Origin of the sequence: Neorhizobium galegae (genome assembly GCF_017877135.1) — a bacterium.
Lineage (GTDB): Bacteria > Pseudomonadota > Alphaproteobacteria > Rhizobiales > Rhizobiaceae > Neorhizobium > Neorhizobium galegae_A.
In genome coordinates, this window is record NZ_JAGIPH010000003.1 from 343,212 (window position 1) to 357,820 (window position 14,609).

At 62.2% G+C, this 14,609-nt stretch carries 16 protein-coding genes and 1 riboswitch; of the genes, 6 read left to right on the forward strand and 10 right to left on the reverse strand.

Annotation, left to right across the window (positions count from 1 at the left end):
• Nucleotides 1–163 precede the first annotated feature (163 nt).
• From gcvP to J2858_RS11880, 4 genes are all read right to left on the reverse strand, one after another.
• Nucleotides 164–3,028, reverse strand: coding sequence for an aminomethyl-transferring glycine dehydrogenase (gene gcvP / locus J2858_RS11865; protein ID WP_210105012.1), 2,865 nt, complete (start codon nucleotides 3,026–3,028; stop codon nucleotides 164–166).
• Entirely contained in the window at nucleotides 3,028–3,390 is a 363-nt protein-coding gene (gene gcvH / locus J2858_RS11870; RefSeq protein WP_210105013.1) for a glycine cleavage system protein GcvH, read from the reverse strand. The genes gcvP and gcvH overlap by 1 nt, the downstream gene beginning before the upstream one ends.
• A gap of 236 nt (nucleotides 3,391–3,626) precedes the next feature.
• Nucleotides 3,627–4,763 (reverse strand): glycine cleavage system aminomethyltransferase GcvT, encoded by a 1,137-nt coding sequence (gene gcvT / locus J2858_RS11875; RefSeq protein WP_210105014.1) that lies wholly within the window; start codon nucleotides 4,761–4,763, stop codon nucleotides 3,627–3,629.
• 150 nt (nucleotides 4,764–4,913) lie between these two features.
• Nucleotides 4,914–5,001: riboswitch (glycine riboswitch) on the reverse strand.
• Between the two features lie 102 nt (nucleotides 5,002–5,103).
• Complete coding sequence (locus tag J2858_RS11880) at nucleotides 5,104–5,370, reverse strand: hypothetical protein (RefSeq protein WP_210105015.1); 267 nt, start codon at nucleotides 5,368–5,370, stop codon at nucleotides 5,104–5,106.
• 111 nt (nucleotides 5,371–5,481) lie between these two features.
• Here J2858_RS11880 and crcB point away from each other — a divergent pair, with 111 nt between their 5' ends.
• The 6 genes from crcB (at nucleotide 5,482) to J2858_RS11910 (ending at nucleotide 9,520) form a co-directional block, all read left to right on the forward strand.
• Nucleotides 5,482–5,859 carry a fluoride efflux transporter CrcB gene (gene crcB / locus J2858_RS11885; protein ID WP_210105240.1) on the forward strand — a complete coding sequence of 126 codons (378 nt, stop codon included), beginning with the start codon at nucleotides 5,482–5,484 and terminating at the stop codon, nucleotides 5,857–5,859.
• A 120-nt stretch (nucleotides 5,860–5,979) separates the two neighbouring features.
• Nucleotides 5,980–6,969 (forward strand): RluA family pseudouridine synthase, encoded by a 990-nt coding sequence (locus tag J2858_RS11890; protein WP_210105016.1) that lies wholly within the window; start codon nucleotides 5,980–5,982, stop codon nucleotides 6,967–6,969.
• A gap of 2 nt (nucleotides 6,970–6,971) precedes the next feature.
• Entirely contained in the window at nucleotides 6,972–7,625 is a 654-nt protein-coding gene (locus tag J2858_RS11895; RefSeq protein WP_210105017.1) for an HAD-IA family hydrolase, read from the forward strand.
• Between the two features lie 16 nt (nucleotides 7,626–7,641).
• Entirely contained in the window at nucleotides 7,642–8,439 is a 798-nt protein-coding gene (locus J2858_RS11900; protein ID WP_210105018.1) for an ATP12 family chaperone protein, read from the forward strand.
• A 53-nt stretch (nucleotides 8,440–8,492) separates the two neighbouring features.
• The gene (locus J2858_RS11905) at nucleotides 8,493–8,984 is read left to right on the forward strand and encodes a hypothetical protein (RefSeq protein ID WP_210105019.1); all 492 of its coding nucleotides are present in this window, start codon (nucleotides 8,493–8,495) and stop codon (nucleotides 8,982–8,984) included.
• A 149-nt stretch (nucleotides 8,985–9,133) separates the two neighbouring features.
• The gene (locus J2858_RS11910) at nucleotides 9,134–9,520 is read left to right on the forward strand and encodes a DoxX family protein (protein WP_210105020.1); all 387 of its coding nucleotides are present in this window, start codon (nucleotides 9,134–9,136) and stop codon (nucleotides 9,518–9,520) included.
• A 63-nt stretch (nucleotides 9,521–9,583) separates the two neighbouring features.
• On the opposite strand, the gene sugE is transcribed toward J2858_RS11910, so the two are convergent.
• The 6 genes from sugE to J2858_RS11940 form a co-directional block, all read right to left on the reverse strand.
• Nucleotides 9,584–9,898 carry a quaternary ammonium compound efflux SMR transporter SugE gene (gene sugE, locus J2858_RS11915; protein WP_210105021.1) on the reverse strand — a complete coding sequence of 105 codons (315 nt, stop codon included), beginning with the start codon at nucleotides 9,896–9,898 and terminating at the stop codon, nucleotides 9,584–9,586.
• A 142-nt stretch (nucleotides 9,899–10,040) separates the two neighbouring features.
• Complete coding sequence (gene fghA / locus J2858_RS11920; RefSeq protein ID WP_210105022.1) at nucleotides 10,041–10,874, reverse strand: S-formylglutathione hydrolase; 834 nt, start codon at nucleotides 10,872–10,874, stop codon at nucleotides 10,041–10,043.
• Nucleotides 10,875–10,898: 24 nt separating this feature from the next.
• The gene (locus J2858_RS11925) at nucleotides 10,899–11,561 is read right to left on the reverse strand and encodes a DUF1345 domain-containing protein (RefSeq protein WP_210105023.1); all 663 of its coding nucleotides are present in this window, start codon (nucleotides 11,559–11,561) and stop codon (nucleotides 10,899–10,901) included.
• Entirely contained in the window at nucleotides 11,558–12,028 is a 471-nt protein-coding gene (locus J2858_RS11930) for a YaiI/YqxD family protein (protein ID WP_210105024.1), read from the reverse strand. The genes J2858_RS11925 and J2858_RS11930 overlap by 4 nt, the downstream gene beginning before the upstream one ends.
• Before the next feature lie 49 nt (nucleotides 12,029–12,077).
• Complete coding sequence (locus J2858_RS11935) at nucleotides 12,078–13,331, reverse strand: class I SAM-dependent methyltransferase (RefSeq protein ID WP_210105025.1); 1,254 nt, start codon at nucleotides 13,329–13,331, stop codon at nucleotides 12,078–12,080.
• Between the two features lie 127 nt (nucleotides 13,332–13,458).
• Nucleotides 13,459–14,586 (reverse strand): S-(hydroxymethyl)glutathione dehydrogenase/class III alcohol dehydrogenase, encoded by a 1,128-nt coding sequence (locus J2858_RS11940; RefSeq protein WP_210105026.1) that lies wholly within the window; start codon nucleotides 14,584–14,586, stop codon nucleotides 13,459–13,461.
• Nucleotides 14,587–14,609 lie beyond the last annotated feature (23 nt).

The following is a 14,609-nucleotide window of genomic DNA, read 5'->3' on the forward strand; positions in this document are numbered from 1 at the left end:
TGACCTGCATGCGAGACGAAAAAATCCCCGGTGATGAGCCGGGGATTTCTTTGTCTTATGCCGTACTCGCGGGGTGGCCGTTCTATTCGGCCGCTTCCGCGTAGTCTTCCATCGGCGGGCAGGTGCAGACCAGATTGCCTGCCGTACTCGCGGGGTGGCCGTTCTATTCGGCCGCTTCCGCGTAGTCTTCCATCGGCGGGCAGGTGCAGACCAGATTGCGGTCGCCATAGACATTGTCGATGCGGTTGACCGGCGACCAGTACTTGTCGACGCGGAACGAGCCGGGCGGGAAACAGGCCTGTTCGCGCGAGTAGGGGCGATCCCACTCGCCGACCAGATCCTCCACCGTATGCGGTGCATTCTTCAGCGGGTTGTTGTTGCGATCCATCCTGCCTTCTTCGATGGCGCGGGCTTCCTCGCGGATGGCGAGCATCGCATCGCAGAAGCGGTCGATCTCCGCCTTGGTTTCCGATTCGGTCGGCTCGATCATCAGCGTGCCGGCAACCGGCCAGCTCATGGTCGGGGCATGAAAACCGCAATCGACCAGACGCTTGGCGACATCATCAACCGTCACGCCGGCAGAGGCCGCCAGCGGGCGGGTGTCGATGATGCATTCATGCGCCACACGGCCGGCGGCCGACTTGTAGAGAACATCATAGCTGCCTGCGAGGCGGGCTGCGATATAGTTGGCGTTGAGGATCGCAACCTTGGTTGCCTGCGTCAGGCCTTCACCACCCATCATCAGGCAATAGGACCACGAAATCGGCAGGATCGACGGAGAACCGAAGGGAGCCGCAGACACGGCACCATCGCGTCCGTCGGTCGCCACGTGGCCGGGCAGATGCTTTGCCAGATGCGCCTTCACGCCAATCGGGCCCATGCCGGGACCGCCACCGCCATGGGGAATGCAGAAGGTCTTGTGCAGGTTGAGGTGAGAGACGTCCGAGCCGATATCGCCCGGGCGCGACAGGCCGACCATGGCATTCATGTTGGCGCCGTCGAGATAGACCTGGCCGCCATGCTGATGGGTAATGGTGCAGATTTCGCTCACCGTCTCCTCGAACACGCCATGCGTCGAGGGGTAGGTCACCATGCAGGCGGCAAGGTTGGCCGAATACTGCTCGGCCTTGGCGCGGAAATCATCAAGATCGACGTCGCCATTCTCCTTAGCCTTCACCGGCACCACCTTCATGCCGGCCATCTGGGCAGAGGCCGGATTGGTGCCATGGGCTGACGTCGGGATGAGGCAGACGTCTCGGTGGGCATTGCCTTCCGCGATATGGTAGTTGCGGATGGTGAGGAGGCCGGCATATTCGCCCTGCGCGCCGGAATTCGGCTGCATGGAGATCGCGTCATAGCCGGTGATCTGGCAGAGCTTTGCCGAGAGATCCTCGATCATCTCCTTGTATCCGAGCGCCTGGTCGGCCGGGCAGAAGGGATGCATATCGGCAAATTCCGGCCAGGTGATCGGCAGCATTTCCGCCGTTGCATTGAGCTTCATCGTGCAGGAGCCGAGCGGGATCATTGCCCGGTCGAGGGCAAGATCGCGGTCCGAGAGCCGGCGGATATAGCGGGTCATCTCGCTTTCGGCACGGTTCATGTGGAAGATCGGATGCGTCATGTAGGGCGAGGTGCGCAGCAGATCGGTCGGCAGGCGGTAATCGGCCTCGAAATCGGACACTTCGAAATTGCCGCCAAACGCGCGCCAGACGGCTTCGAGCGTCACCGGCCGCGTGCGCTCATCGAGCGACATGCCGATCTTGGTGGTTCCGATCTTGCGCAGGTTGACGCCTTCGGCAACGGCGGCGCGCAGGATGAGGCCCTGCATATGGCCGACCTCGACGGTGATCGTGTCGAAGAAGGTTTCCTGCTCCACGCTGTAGCCGAGCTTTTCCAAGCCCTTCGCCATCAACACGGCCTTTTTGTGCACCTGCTGGGCAATGGCTTTGAGGCCTTCGGGGCCATGGAAGACGCCGTACATGGAGGCCATGACGGCAAGCAGCACCTGTGCGGTGCAGATGTTCGATGTCGCCTTCTCGCGGCGGATATGCTGTTCGCGGGTCTGCAGGCTGAGGCGATAGGCGCGGTTGCCGCGCGCATCGACCGACACGCCGACCAGACGGCCGGGCATGGAGCGCTTGTGCGCATCCTTCACCGCCATGAAGGCCGCATGCGGGCCACCATAACCCATCGGCACGCCAAAACGCTGCGAGGAGCCGATGGCGATATCGGCGCCCATTTCACCGGGAGACTTCAGCAGCGTCAGCGCGAGCAGATCGGCGGCGACGGCTGCCACGGCACCCGTCTGGTGCAGGCGGGCGATCAGGCCGGAGAAATCATGTGCATGACCATGCGTGCCCGGATACTGGAAGATCGCGCCGAAGACATCGACCGGATCAAGATCGGTAAAGGGATTGCCGATGACGACGCTCCAGCCGAGCGGGGCCGCACGCGTTTCGATGAGCGCGATCGTCTGCGGATGGCAGGCGGAATCGACAAAGAAGGCGGTCGCCTTCGATTTTGCCTGGCGCTGGCAGAGCGCCATGGCTTCGGCCGCAGCGGTTGCCTCATCGAGCAGCGAGGCGTTGGCGACATCAAGGCCTGTCAGGTCACAGATCATCGTCTGGAAGTTCAGCAGAGCCTCAAGGCGCCCTTGAGAAATTTCCGGCTGGTAGGGCGTGTAGGCTGTGTACCAGGCGGGGTTTTCCAGAATGTTGCGCTGGATGACCGGCGGCGTGATGGTGCCATAATAGCCCTGGCCGATCAGCGAGGTGAGCGGCTGGTTCTTGTTGGCAGTCTCGCGCAACCGGTCGAGCGCTTCGCGTTCGGTGAGTGCAGCACCCCAGGCCAGCGGCTCGCGCTGCCGGATGGTGGAGGGGACGGTTGCATCGATCAGCGCGTCGAGCGAGCGGTAGCCGACGACCTTCAGCATCTCCACCATTTCGGACGGCGAGGGGCCGATATGCCGGCGATTGGCAAAATCGTAGGGCTGGTAGTCGGTGAAATGGAAATCGCGTGTGTCTGACATCAGCCGATCAGCTCCTTGTAGGCCGCTTCGTCCATGAGGTCGTCGGCATCGGCGACGTTGGAAAGCTTCAGCTTGAAGAACCAGCCGGCGCCCTGCGGATTGGAATTGACCAGCGACGGATCGGACGTGATCGCTTCGTTGATCTCGACGATCTCGCCGGACAGCGGACAATAGACGTCGGATGCAGCCTTGACGCTTTCGACGGTGGCGGCTTCGCCGTTCTTCTCGAAGCTGGCACCCACTTCCGGCAGTTCGACGAAAACCAGATCGCCCAGCTGGTCTGCGGCGTGCTGCGTGATGCCGACAGTTGCGACATCGCCCTCGAGCTTCAGCCATTCGTGTTCAGCGGTGAATTTCAGCATGATGTTCAGTCCTCTCTGAAGGAAATTTGAAATTGGTCAGATGCGGGGAGCAAGCGCGCCCCCCTCTGGCCTGCCGGCCATCTCCCCCACGGGTGGGGAGATCAGATGGGCGCGCCCGTCTGCCAGCCTCGACGCCGATGAAAGGCGAGAGGCTGCTGCCTGCTGATCTCCCCCCCCTTGTGGGGGAGATGGCCGGCAGGCCAGAGGGGGGCTTTGGCTGGCAGGACCATCATAAACTACCGCTTATAAGTCGGCGTGATGAAGGGCAGGGCGCTGACGGTGACGGGCAGATACTTGCCGCGCACTTCCGCAAAGATCTGGGTGCCGGGACTTGCGTGGCTGACGGGCACATAGCCCATGGCCACGGGTCCTTCGACGGAGGGACCGAAGGTGCCGGATGTCACTTCGCCAAGATCGTGAGCGCCTTCGGCATCGGCAAACAGGCGCGCATGGGCGCGCACCGGCGCCTTGCCGTCCGGCTTCAGCCCGACGCGGCGACGCAGCGTGCCGTTCGTCACTTCCCGGAGAATGCGGTCGGCGCCCGGAAAGCCGCCTTCGCGTGCGCCGCCGAGGCGGCGCGCCTTCTGGATCGCCCATTCGAGCGATGCTTCGATGGGGCTTGTGAGCGTGTCGATGTCGTTTCCGTACAGGCAAAGCCCAGCTTCGAGCCGGAGCGAATCGCGTGCGCCGAGACCGATCGGCTCGCAGTCGGAATGCGCGAGAAGCGCCCGGGCAAGATCCTCGGCCTTGTCGGCCGGCACCGAGATTTCAAACCCGTCCTCGCCGGAATAGCCGGAGCGTGAGACGATGCAGTCAGCACCTACAAGTGTCACGTCGCGCACGTCCATGAAGCTCATCGCCGTCACATCGGCATTGAGCGATGCCAGAACGGCTTCGGCGGCGGGTCCCTGAAGCGCAATCAGCGCCCGATCTTTGATCGGCGTGACGGAACAGCCGGCAAGGTTCGCTTGCATATGGGCGATATCGGCACTCTTGCAGGCAGCGTTGACCACGACGAAGAGGTGATCGCCGCGATTGGCCAGCATCAGGTCATCCAGGATGCCGCCCTTCTCGTCTGTAAAGAAGCCATAGCGCTGGCGGCCGGGTTTCAGCCCGAGAATATCGACCGGTACCAGCGTTTCGAGCGCAAGCGCTGCGTCTTCGAAGGTGCCGGACTGGGCTTTCACAATGACCTGGCCCATGTGGGACACATCGAACAGGCCCGCCTTGGCGCGGGTGTGCAGGTGTTCCTTCATCACGCCGGCCGGATATTGCACCGGCATGTCGTAACCGGCAAACGGCACCATGCGGGCGCCGAGCGACAGATGAAGCGCGTGAAGAGGTGTGGAAAGGAGAGGGCCGGTATCGGTCAAGAAAACCTCCAGGTCTGTGCAAAATTATTCGCACGGGTGCTCAGTGTGGCGTCCTTACGCCGTTCATGAGCCCCCTCTGTCCTTCGCGCCTGAGATTGTTATCCCTTCGGCGAGCCTTTGCGCATGAAAAGGCTTCTCTCCAGAGTCCTGTTCGTCCCGCTGGTCCTTTTGCCTGAGAGTTTCCGGGGCGGTTGCTCCTTCGGCGCCGCATCAAAGCGGTTTCTCCCAGCGGGATGCGCTCATTATGAGGGCGCCCCCCCTGTTGGCAAGAGGCAAATGTCGCAGCCGGCATGTATTTTGTCGTCGCCCGAAAAACGTCGGGCTGCCGGACATCACGCCCTCAGATTTCCTCGTAGGCGTCGCGCGCCTGTTTCAGACTGGCCTGTTGCTGTTGCTGGTGGCTATCGGTCATGTCGAAGGCAAGCGGCACGGCGGGGAGCAGTGCGGCGATATCGGTGGCATCGGCGCCTTCGACACGACGTCGCTCCTTTTCCGCCACCATCCGCTGCTCCTTCACCTGGTCTACGGTTGCCACGCGGCGTGCCGGGCGCGCCGCATCCATTGCGTAGGCGGCCGTAATCGCCGATACTGAGGGAACCTGAGTCATGCTGCGACCATCTCCTGAAACCGAAAACGATAGAGACGTTGCTTTTGTTCCTCTTTAAACAAATTGCTCAAGGTTTAGCGATAATTGTCTTTTTAGGGAATTGATGTCTTGCTGATGCAGCTTACGCTTGTCGCAGTGGGCGGCGCTGTCGGTTCGGTTTGCCGCTATCTGGCCGGGCTTGCCGTAACGCGGCTCCTCGGCTTCAACTTTCCTTGGGGCACCCTGACAATCAACATTGCCGGCTGCTTTGCCATCGGCTTCCTTACGGAGCTTCTGGCGCGCCGTTTCGATGCCTCGCTCGATTTGCGCCTGCTGATCATCGTCGGCTTTCTCGGCGGCTTCACGACGTTTTCGTCCTTCTCGCTCGACACGATGGTTCTCATCGAGCGGGGTGCGACAGCGGCGGCATTGGCCTATGTGCTCGCCAGCGTTCTGGTGTCCTTGCTGGCGGCATTTGGCGGTCTGGCGCTTGGTCGTGCCGTTCTCTGACGCCCGATTGCGCAAACAGGATAAACCTTCCCTGCCATTTCTCTTTCCCTTGCGCGGCGAAATCATCTAAAGGCTCAGATCAAAGGGCCGCAGCGCCCATTCCAGAATGAAAGATTTGAGATGGCAGGCATCGAGCATATCCGCGTCGAAGCGGATGAAGCTGGCATGCGCCTCGACCGTTGGTTCAAGGTGCACTATCCCGGGCTGGGCTTCGGTCCGCTGCAGAAACTGCTGCGCTCCGGGCAAGTGCGGGTCGATGGCGGACGGGTGAAATCGGATGCGCGCGTGCAGCCGGGGCAGGTGGTGCGCGTACCGCCCATGGACGTAGACGCCAAGAAGGCCGGGCCGATCGCCGGACGGGACCTCAAGCATTCCAGCGATTTCGAACTGTTGTCGCGCATGATCATTCATGAGGATGACAAGGTCATCGTTTTGAACAAGCCGGCCGGTCTTGCCGTGCAGGGCGGCTCCGGCGTTGCACGTCATATCGACCAGATGCTGGAAGCCTTCGTGAGCCCGAAGGGCGAAAAGCCGCGTCTCGTCCACCGGCTCGACCGCGATACCTCGGGCGTTCTGGTGATTGCCCGCACGCGCGGCGCCGCCCAGAAGCTGACGGCTGCCTTTCGCGAGCGCGACACCAAGAAGACCTACTGGTCGCTGGTGAAGGGCGTGCCGCGCAAGCACGAGGACAAGATCTCCACCTGGCTCGTCAAGGAACAGACGCCGGACGGGGACCGCATGCGCATTGCCCGCCATGGCGAGGAGGGCGCCGATCACGCCGTTTCCTATTACCGCGTCATCGATACGGCCGCCCAAAACCTCGCCTGGCTGGAAATGGAGCCCTATACGGGCCGCACCCACCAGCTGCGCGTCCATGCGCTGCATATCGGTCACCCGATCATCGGCGATCCGAAATATTTCGACGACGATCCCAACTGGGATTTCCCGGGCGGCGTGCAAAAGCGCCTGCACCTGCATGCCCGTCATATCGACATTCCGCATCCAAGCGGTGGCCGCCTGCGCGTGACCGCGCCGCTTTCGCCGCACATGGTGCAGACCTGGAACCTTTTGGGGCTGGACCAGGCCGATGGCATCGGGGAAGAGGATTGAGCATGAAACTGGTTCTCTTCGATTGCGACGGCACGCTGGTCGACAGCGCGCGGCTCATCCATGAGGTGATGTGCCGGACCTTCGCGCATTTCGGCTATGCGCATCCCGAGCTTGCGGCCACCAAATCCATCATCGGCCTCACCCTCGACATTGCCATTGCCCGTATTCAGGGCAAGCCCCATGCGGACGAGGAAGCCGTGGCGATGATGGCCTATTACAAGTCGATCTTTCAGCAGACGCGCGCAGAAGCCGGATTCGAGGAGCCGCTGTTTCCCGGCATCCGCGCACTGATCGACGAGATCGGCCCGCGCGAGGAGCTTCTGATCGGCGCGGTGACGGGCAAATCCCGCCGCGGTCTCGACCTCATTCTCGACACGCATGATTTCCGCAAGTGGTTTCGCATCGGCCGCACCGCCGATGACTGCCCGTCAAAACCGCATCCGGCCATGGTGACGGAGTGCTGCGATGCCATGGGCGTTGAGCCCGCCGATACCCTTGTCATCGGTGACGCCATCTACGATATGCAGATGGCGAAGGCGGCCGGCGCAAAGGCGGTCGGCGTCTCCTGGGGCTACGCCTCCGTCGACCTTCTGAACGCCGCCGGCGCCGATGCCATCGTTCATCATCCAAGCGAATTGTTAAGCCATATCGGCTGAGGAAATTTCGAGACCCATGCGCGATCCGTTCGATTTACCCGAGGGCCATGCGGGCCTGAGCCACGCCGATCCGACACGCCGGGCGCAGATCCAGATGCATCGCCCGCTGCCGAAGCGCTTTTATGAGAAGGCGACCATCGGCGAGGACGCGCAAGGCTATTCAATCCTCCTGGACGGGCGCCCGGTGAAGACGCCGGCCAAGAACATGCTCGCCGTGCCGACGAAAGCGCTGGCCGAGATCATCTGCGCGGAATGGTCGGCCCAGGTCGAGGTGATCGATCCCCTCAGCATGCCCGTGACGCGACTTGCAAATACGGCCATCGACGGAATTGCACCGGATCGACAGCCGGTATTTGCCGACATCCTGAAATTCTCCGAGAGCGACATGCTGTGCTACCGCGCCGATGCACCGGCCGAACTGGTGGAGCGACAGGCGCGCGACTGGGATCCGGTTCTCGAATGGGCGGCGAAAGATCTCGGCGCGCATTTCATTCTGGCCGCGGGTGTGATGCCGGCAGAACAGCCGCCGGAGGCGGTGGCAGCGCTTGCCGCAAGACTTCGTCAGCACGACACTGCGCTTGAACTGGCAGCCCTTCACACCATCACGACGCTCACCGGCTCGGCGCTTCTCGCCCTTGCGTTTGCCGGCCGCGTCATCGGCGTCGAGGAAGCCTGGCGGCTTGCGCATCTTGAAGAAGACTGGACCAATGAGCATTGGGGGGCGGATGCGGATGCAGAACTGCGCCGCACCAAGCGCTACCGCGAAATGCAGGCGGCCGCGTCCACGTTCGAGGCATTGCAGCCGGTCGCTTAACTGGTTGCTAACCCTGTTGGCGGATGATCGGGGAAAGCGTCTCCCGGTGATCCATGTCGACTTCCTTCTTCCGCCTGACTGTCCTGGCTGTCTGCTGGCTGATGCTCGGCGGCTTTCGCATGGCCCCGCCGGAAGCAACGGAGCAGGCGCATCTCCTCTATGACGTGCGTGGTGCCTTCGTGAGCGCCCAGGCCACCGTGTCGCGCCGCCTGCTGGCAGACACCGACAGGCTGGTCAACGACGCCATCCGCGCCACGTTCCGCCAGACCTCCATGCCGCGCACGGTGCTCACCGTCCGCATCACCGAGAGCGGGTCTTTTCCGCTGCTCATCGGTGCCCGCTACCGGGCGAAGGTGCAGGTGGAGGCAACCGCTGTCGGCAATGGTGAAAGCGTGGCGATCGGCACATTCACCGTCAGCGCTTTCGCATTCGATGCCGGTGACGGAGACGCCCTCGTCGCATCGAAGATCGCGGCCCGGATTGCGCGGGAATTCAATCTTGAGGAGCGCACCCCCTCCACACTGGCCACGGCACTCTTTCCGTGACGCTTGCTAACAAGCAGGTGCGCAGACCGGATTGTTTTTCCGGATCAATAGGATGTGATAAAACGCGACTTCTGTTGATTTAAAAATGCTGCACTGCAGCGCTAAGGCAATCCGGTATTTGAAATTACTGGAGCGGGATTTTCCAACCAATGTCACAACGTCTCAACACCTATCAGCCGCAGGCGCTTGCCGTGCTGCGCATCATGACCGGGCTGCTGTACCTGGAGCATGGCACGATGAAGCTCTTCCACTTTCCCGCTCCCCAGATGGAGGGGTCGCTTCCGCCGCTGATGCTGGTGGCCGGCATTCTGGAACTGGTGGGCGGTGCCTTGTTCGCCATCGGCTTCCTGACGCGACCGGTGGCATTCCTTCTGTCGGGCATGATGGCCGTCGCCTATTTCATGGCGCATTTCCCGAAAAACTTCTTCCCGGGCTTGAACGGCGGTGATGCTGCCGTGCTGTTCTGCTTCATCTTCCTCGCCTTCATCTTTACCGGCGCCGGCGCCTGGTCGGTGGATAACCGCCAGAAGGCCTGATCAGCCGAAGGTTCGACCAACGGAAAGCCCCTGGGGGATGATCCCGGCAGGGGCTTTTTGCTGTCAGCTGGTCAGTTTCAGCCCGGCAATGCCGGCGACGATGAGGCCGATGCAGGCGAGCCGGGCAAAATTTGCCGGATCGCCAAAGAGAATCATGCCGAGGCCGACGGCCCCGACCGTTCCGATCCCCGTCCATACCGCATAGGCGGTGCCCATGGGCAGATCACGGATGGCAAGGCCGAGCAGGCCGATGCTGACACCCATGCAGGCGACGGTGAGAACCGAGGGGACGAGCCGGGTGAAGCCCTCGCTATATTTGAGCCCGATGGCCCAACCACATTCGAGAAGACCGGCCAAAACAAGATAGATCCAGGGCATGATTACGCTCCTTCTGTGTTGAAAAGAGCGAGGTCGTCCCCGCAAGGTCAATGGCAGCCGGGTTAGGCTGCGGCGGTCGTCCGCACGAGCCCCTATCTGGGGCGTTTTGCCGCCGGTTCAAGCTGGACAGACCGGATGCGGCTTAGCAAAGCCGCTCGGCATGCCAGCGCAGGTGATCATCCATGAAGGTGGAGATGAAATAGTAGGAGTGATCGTAGCGCTCATGCATGCGAAGCGTGAGAGCAATCCCGGTGTCCTTTACCGCCTCTTCGAACAGCCAGGGCCGCAGGCCATTGTCGAGAAAGCTGTCGGCCTTGCCCTGATCGATGAGGAATTCCGGAAAGCGCGCCCCACCTTCCACCAGTGCGCAGGCATCATAGGCCCGCCAGAGGGCAGGGTCGCTGCCGAGATATTTTTCGAATGCCGGCGCCGACCAGTCCGCGGACGAGGGCGCGACAATCGGGGCAAAGGCCGAGCAGCTTGTGAAGCGCCCGGGGTTCTTCAGTGCAATCGTCATGGCGCCGTGCCCGCCCATGGAATGGCCGAAAATGCCCTGGCGGTCCATGTCGGCGCGAAAGTTCTCCGCAATCAGCGCCGGCAGTTCCTCCGTCACGTAAGAGTACATGCGGTAGTGATCGCTCCACGGCTTTTCGGTGGCATCGAGATAGAAGCCGGCCCCTTTGCCCATCTGCCAGTTGGTCGCCTCGTCGGCCACGTCATCGCCACGCGGGCTCGTATCGGGGCAGACGACGATCAGGCCAAGCCTTGCGGCCATGCGCCTATATTCGCCCTTGTCCATGACGTTCTGATGCGTGCAGGTGAGGCCGGAGAGATACCAGAGCACCGGACGCCTTTGCGTTGTTGCCTGAGGCGGCACGAAGACGGCAAATGTCATGTCGCTGTTGCAGACCTGCGACCGGTGCTGGAACACACCCTGCATTCCGCCAAATGCCGTATTCTGGGACAGGACCTTCATGGTTACACACTCTCCGTTGCAGGATTAGCCGGCCAGCGACACGACGGCATTGACCGCGGCCGCAACGAGCACGGTATTGAAAAAGAACGACAGCACCGCATGGCAGAGATTGATGCGCCGCATCACTGTCGTGGTGATGACGACATCCGAGGTCTGCGCCGTCATGCCGATCACCAGCGAGAAATAGAGGAAATCGTAACCGCAGGGTTCCGGCGTGCGCGGAAACTCCAGACCACACTGGGTGCTCAGACTGCCATCGTCCTTCGAGACGCGGCGCCAGTAATGATGGGCATAGTGCATGGCAAACATGGTGTGGATGGTCAGCCAGCCGGCAATCACCGACAGGAAGGCGATGGACACCTCGAAGATGCTCGGATTGGCGCTGCGGTTCAAGGCATTGAAGAGCGCGGCAATCACCGTGATGACGGCCAGAAGCGTCACCATCAGAATGACATAGGCCGGCGCATTGTCGCGTTCGGCACTGGTCTTCAGCCGGCCAACCGTAAGCCGCGGAATACGCAGTGCCATCATCCCCAGATAGACCACGAAAAACACGATTGCCGATATTTCGACGGCCAGATGGCGGGCGGCAAGCCAGAGCACCGGCAGTGACAACAGGCCTGAAAGGCCTGCGGCATAGAACGGGCTGTGCCTGCGGTGCCGCCAGTGCGGTAAAACGTCGGTCATGCCGGATCATCCTTCGCCTGCGCGGCGATTGCCTTTGCCCGCCGGCAGAGGCGATCAAGCGTGGAGAGAAAGGCCGAGCGGTCCCGCGCCGAGAAGGCGGCATTATAGCCCTTGCTTTCGCCGGTCTCCCTAAGATGCGCGCCAAGATCCCGCATGGCGCTGGCCATGCCGATATTGCCCTCATCGAACTCCCGGCCTGTCGGACCAGTCACTTGGGCGCCCGCGGCCACGCAGCGCACCGCAAGCGGCACATCCGCCGTCACCACGATATCGCCGCGTCCCGCCCGCTCGGCAATCCAGTCATCGGCCGCATCGAAAGCGCCGGACACGATGATGTTCTTCACCATCGGATCGCGCGAGGGGCGAAGGCCGGAATTGGCAATCAGGGTGACTTCCAGACCATGACGCTCGGCCACCTTCAGAATTTCGGGCTTTACCGGGCAGGCATCGGCATCCACATAGATCAACGGGCAGCTCTCCGTGTGCGGCGGTTGTCAGATTTCGGTCTGTTGCGGCTTACCAGTTCAGGTTCCGGATGTCGCCGTTGAAACAGCAACCCTCGGGCTCTGAAATGAAATCGAGGCGGGCGGGAAGGAAGGCGCGAAGGCTATCAAGGGACGGCAGATCGGCATCCATGGCGACGGGCTGAATGGAGGACTTGCGCAGCACGAGACAGATTTCGTCTCCTTCGGTCAGCACGGCCGCATCGCGACAGTCAAAGCCCGCCAGGACAAGATGCTGCAACAGGAGGCCAGCGCTCCAGATGCTCAAATCGCCGTTGACCATCGGAAAACTGAGGGCCGGCACGGCAAGGGCCAGAACGCCGCCCTCCGGCAACAAAGCGTGAAGACGACGCAGAAAACGCTGCGGATCAGGCGTCCGCTGCAGCACATGGCTCATGAGAATGCAGTCGAACGGCCCACCGAAATTTTCCGACTGAATGCCGTCATGACGGATGGAAACGCCTGGGGTTCGATCGAGGGGCTCTGCGGCCGGAACCAGAACGGTTACGGTCTTGCCGGCCTCGGCGAGAAGGCGTGTGCGTTTCTGCCAGCCAGGGCCATAATCGAGCACGCTGTCGAAATTTTCCTGAACCAGCAGGCGCGCAAGGGCCGGCCCGCCGGGAATGGCGACGAACTGCGGCGTGACGCCGATCGGCGGCACCGACGGCTCCGGCGCCTGATCGCGCAAGTGCAGCTTTGCCTTCAGCATGCGATTTTCCACCTGCAGCCGTTGCAGCACCTGCTGCGTCATCTGCTTCAGCCGATCGATCTGGGATTGCTGGGCGCTGATGAGCGGATCGACCGGGCGTTCGGGCGGCGCAGGCTCCGGCAAAGGGTCCGGCGTCATGGCGCGGCGAACGCGCTCAGTTAGCGGAAAGGATACGACCGGCGGCGTGGGCGAGGGGCTGCCGATCGCAAGATCCGGCATGGACTCGCTGCCGGCGGGCGTGCCAAGCGCCGGGCGCGGCGGGGTGATCGCATGCATGCTGCCGGAAAACAGGAAGGAGAAATCGCAGTCGCAATCCCTGCCCTGGTCGTTCCTGATGGCGATCGAGGCATGCAGGCCATCGACCGAGAGCACGTTTGCCCGACAGCCCCTGGCATTGTCTGCGCCGGACAACTGCGTCATGCCGCCCGCCACATCGTTGAGCGGCGGCTGGAAGACGAGCAGGTAGCGGCCGGCCGCCTTGCGGCTGACCTGGAAGCCCTGGCCCTGCAGGACGCTGCCATCGGCCTTTACCGTTCCTGAAACGATGCGATCCGTCATTCTGTCTCCCGCGGCACCGTTGCTAGTGTCCGAAGCGGCTGCCTATGGCCGCGCCAGAGCCGAAGCCCCACGCAAAAGGACGCCCGAGGGCGTCCTTCGCGAGAGCCTGCCGCGGCGCGATCCGTTCTCAGTATAGCACGACCGAGCGGATGCTTTCACCCGAATGCATCAGCTCAAAACCTTTATTGATGTCGTCGAGCGGCATGGTGTGGGTGATCATCGGATCGATGATGATCTTGCCCTCCATGTACCAGTCGACGATCTTCGGCACGTCGGTGCGGCCGCGCGCGCCGCCAAAGGCGGTGCCCATCCAGTTGCGTCCGGTCACCAGCTGGAAAGGACGCGTCGAGATTTCCTGGCCCGCACCGGCAACGCCGATAATGACGGACTTGCCCCAGCCGCGATGCGAGGCTTCCAGCGCCTGGCGCATGACCTTGGTATTGCCGGTGCAGTCGAAGGTGTAATCGGCGCCACCGATATGGTCTCCGGCGCGCTTCGTCAGGTTGACGAGGTAAGGCACGATATCGCCCTCGACCTCCTTCGGGTTGACGAAATGCGTCATGCCGAAGCGTTCGCCCCAGGCCTTCTTGTCGTTGTTCAGGTCAACGCCGATGATCATGTCGGCGCCGGCGAGACGCAGGCCCTGGATGACGTTGAGGCCAATGCCGCCGAGACCGAAGACGATGGCGGTCGCGCCGATCTCGACTTTTGCCGTGTTGATGACGGCGCCGATGCCGGTCGTCACGCCGCAGCCGATGTAGCAGATCTTGTCGAAGGGCGCGTCCGGGTTGACCTTGGCGAGAGCGATTTCCGGCAGCACCGTGTAATTGGCGAAGGTCGAGCAGCCCATGTAGTGATGGATCTTGTCCTTGCCGATGGAAAAGCGCGACGTGCCGTCCGGCATCAGACCCTGGCCTTGGGTCGAGCGGATGGCAGTGCAGAGGTTCGTCTTGCGGCTGAGGCACGAATAGCATTCGCGGCATTCGGGCGTGTAGAGCGGGATGACGTGATCGCCCTTCTTCACCGAGGTGACGCCCGGACCGACATCGACGACGATGCCGGCGCCCTCATGGCCGAGAATGGCCGGAAACAGGCCTTCCGGATCGGCACCGGACAGGGTGAAATCGTCGGTGTGGCAAATGCCTGTGGCCTTCACCTCGATCAGAACTTCGCCGGCTCTGGGACCTTCCAGCTGAACGGTCATGACTTCGAGCGGCTTTCCGGCCTGTACGGCAACGGCTGCGCGGACGTCCATGATGTAATCTCCCTGACTGTGTG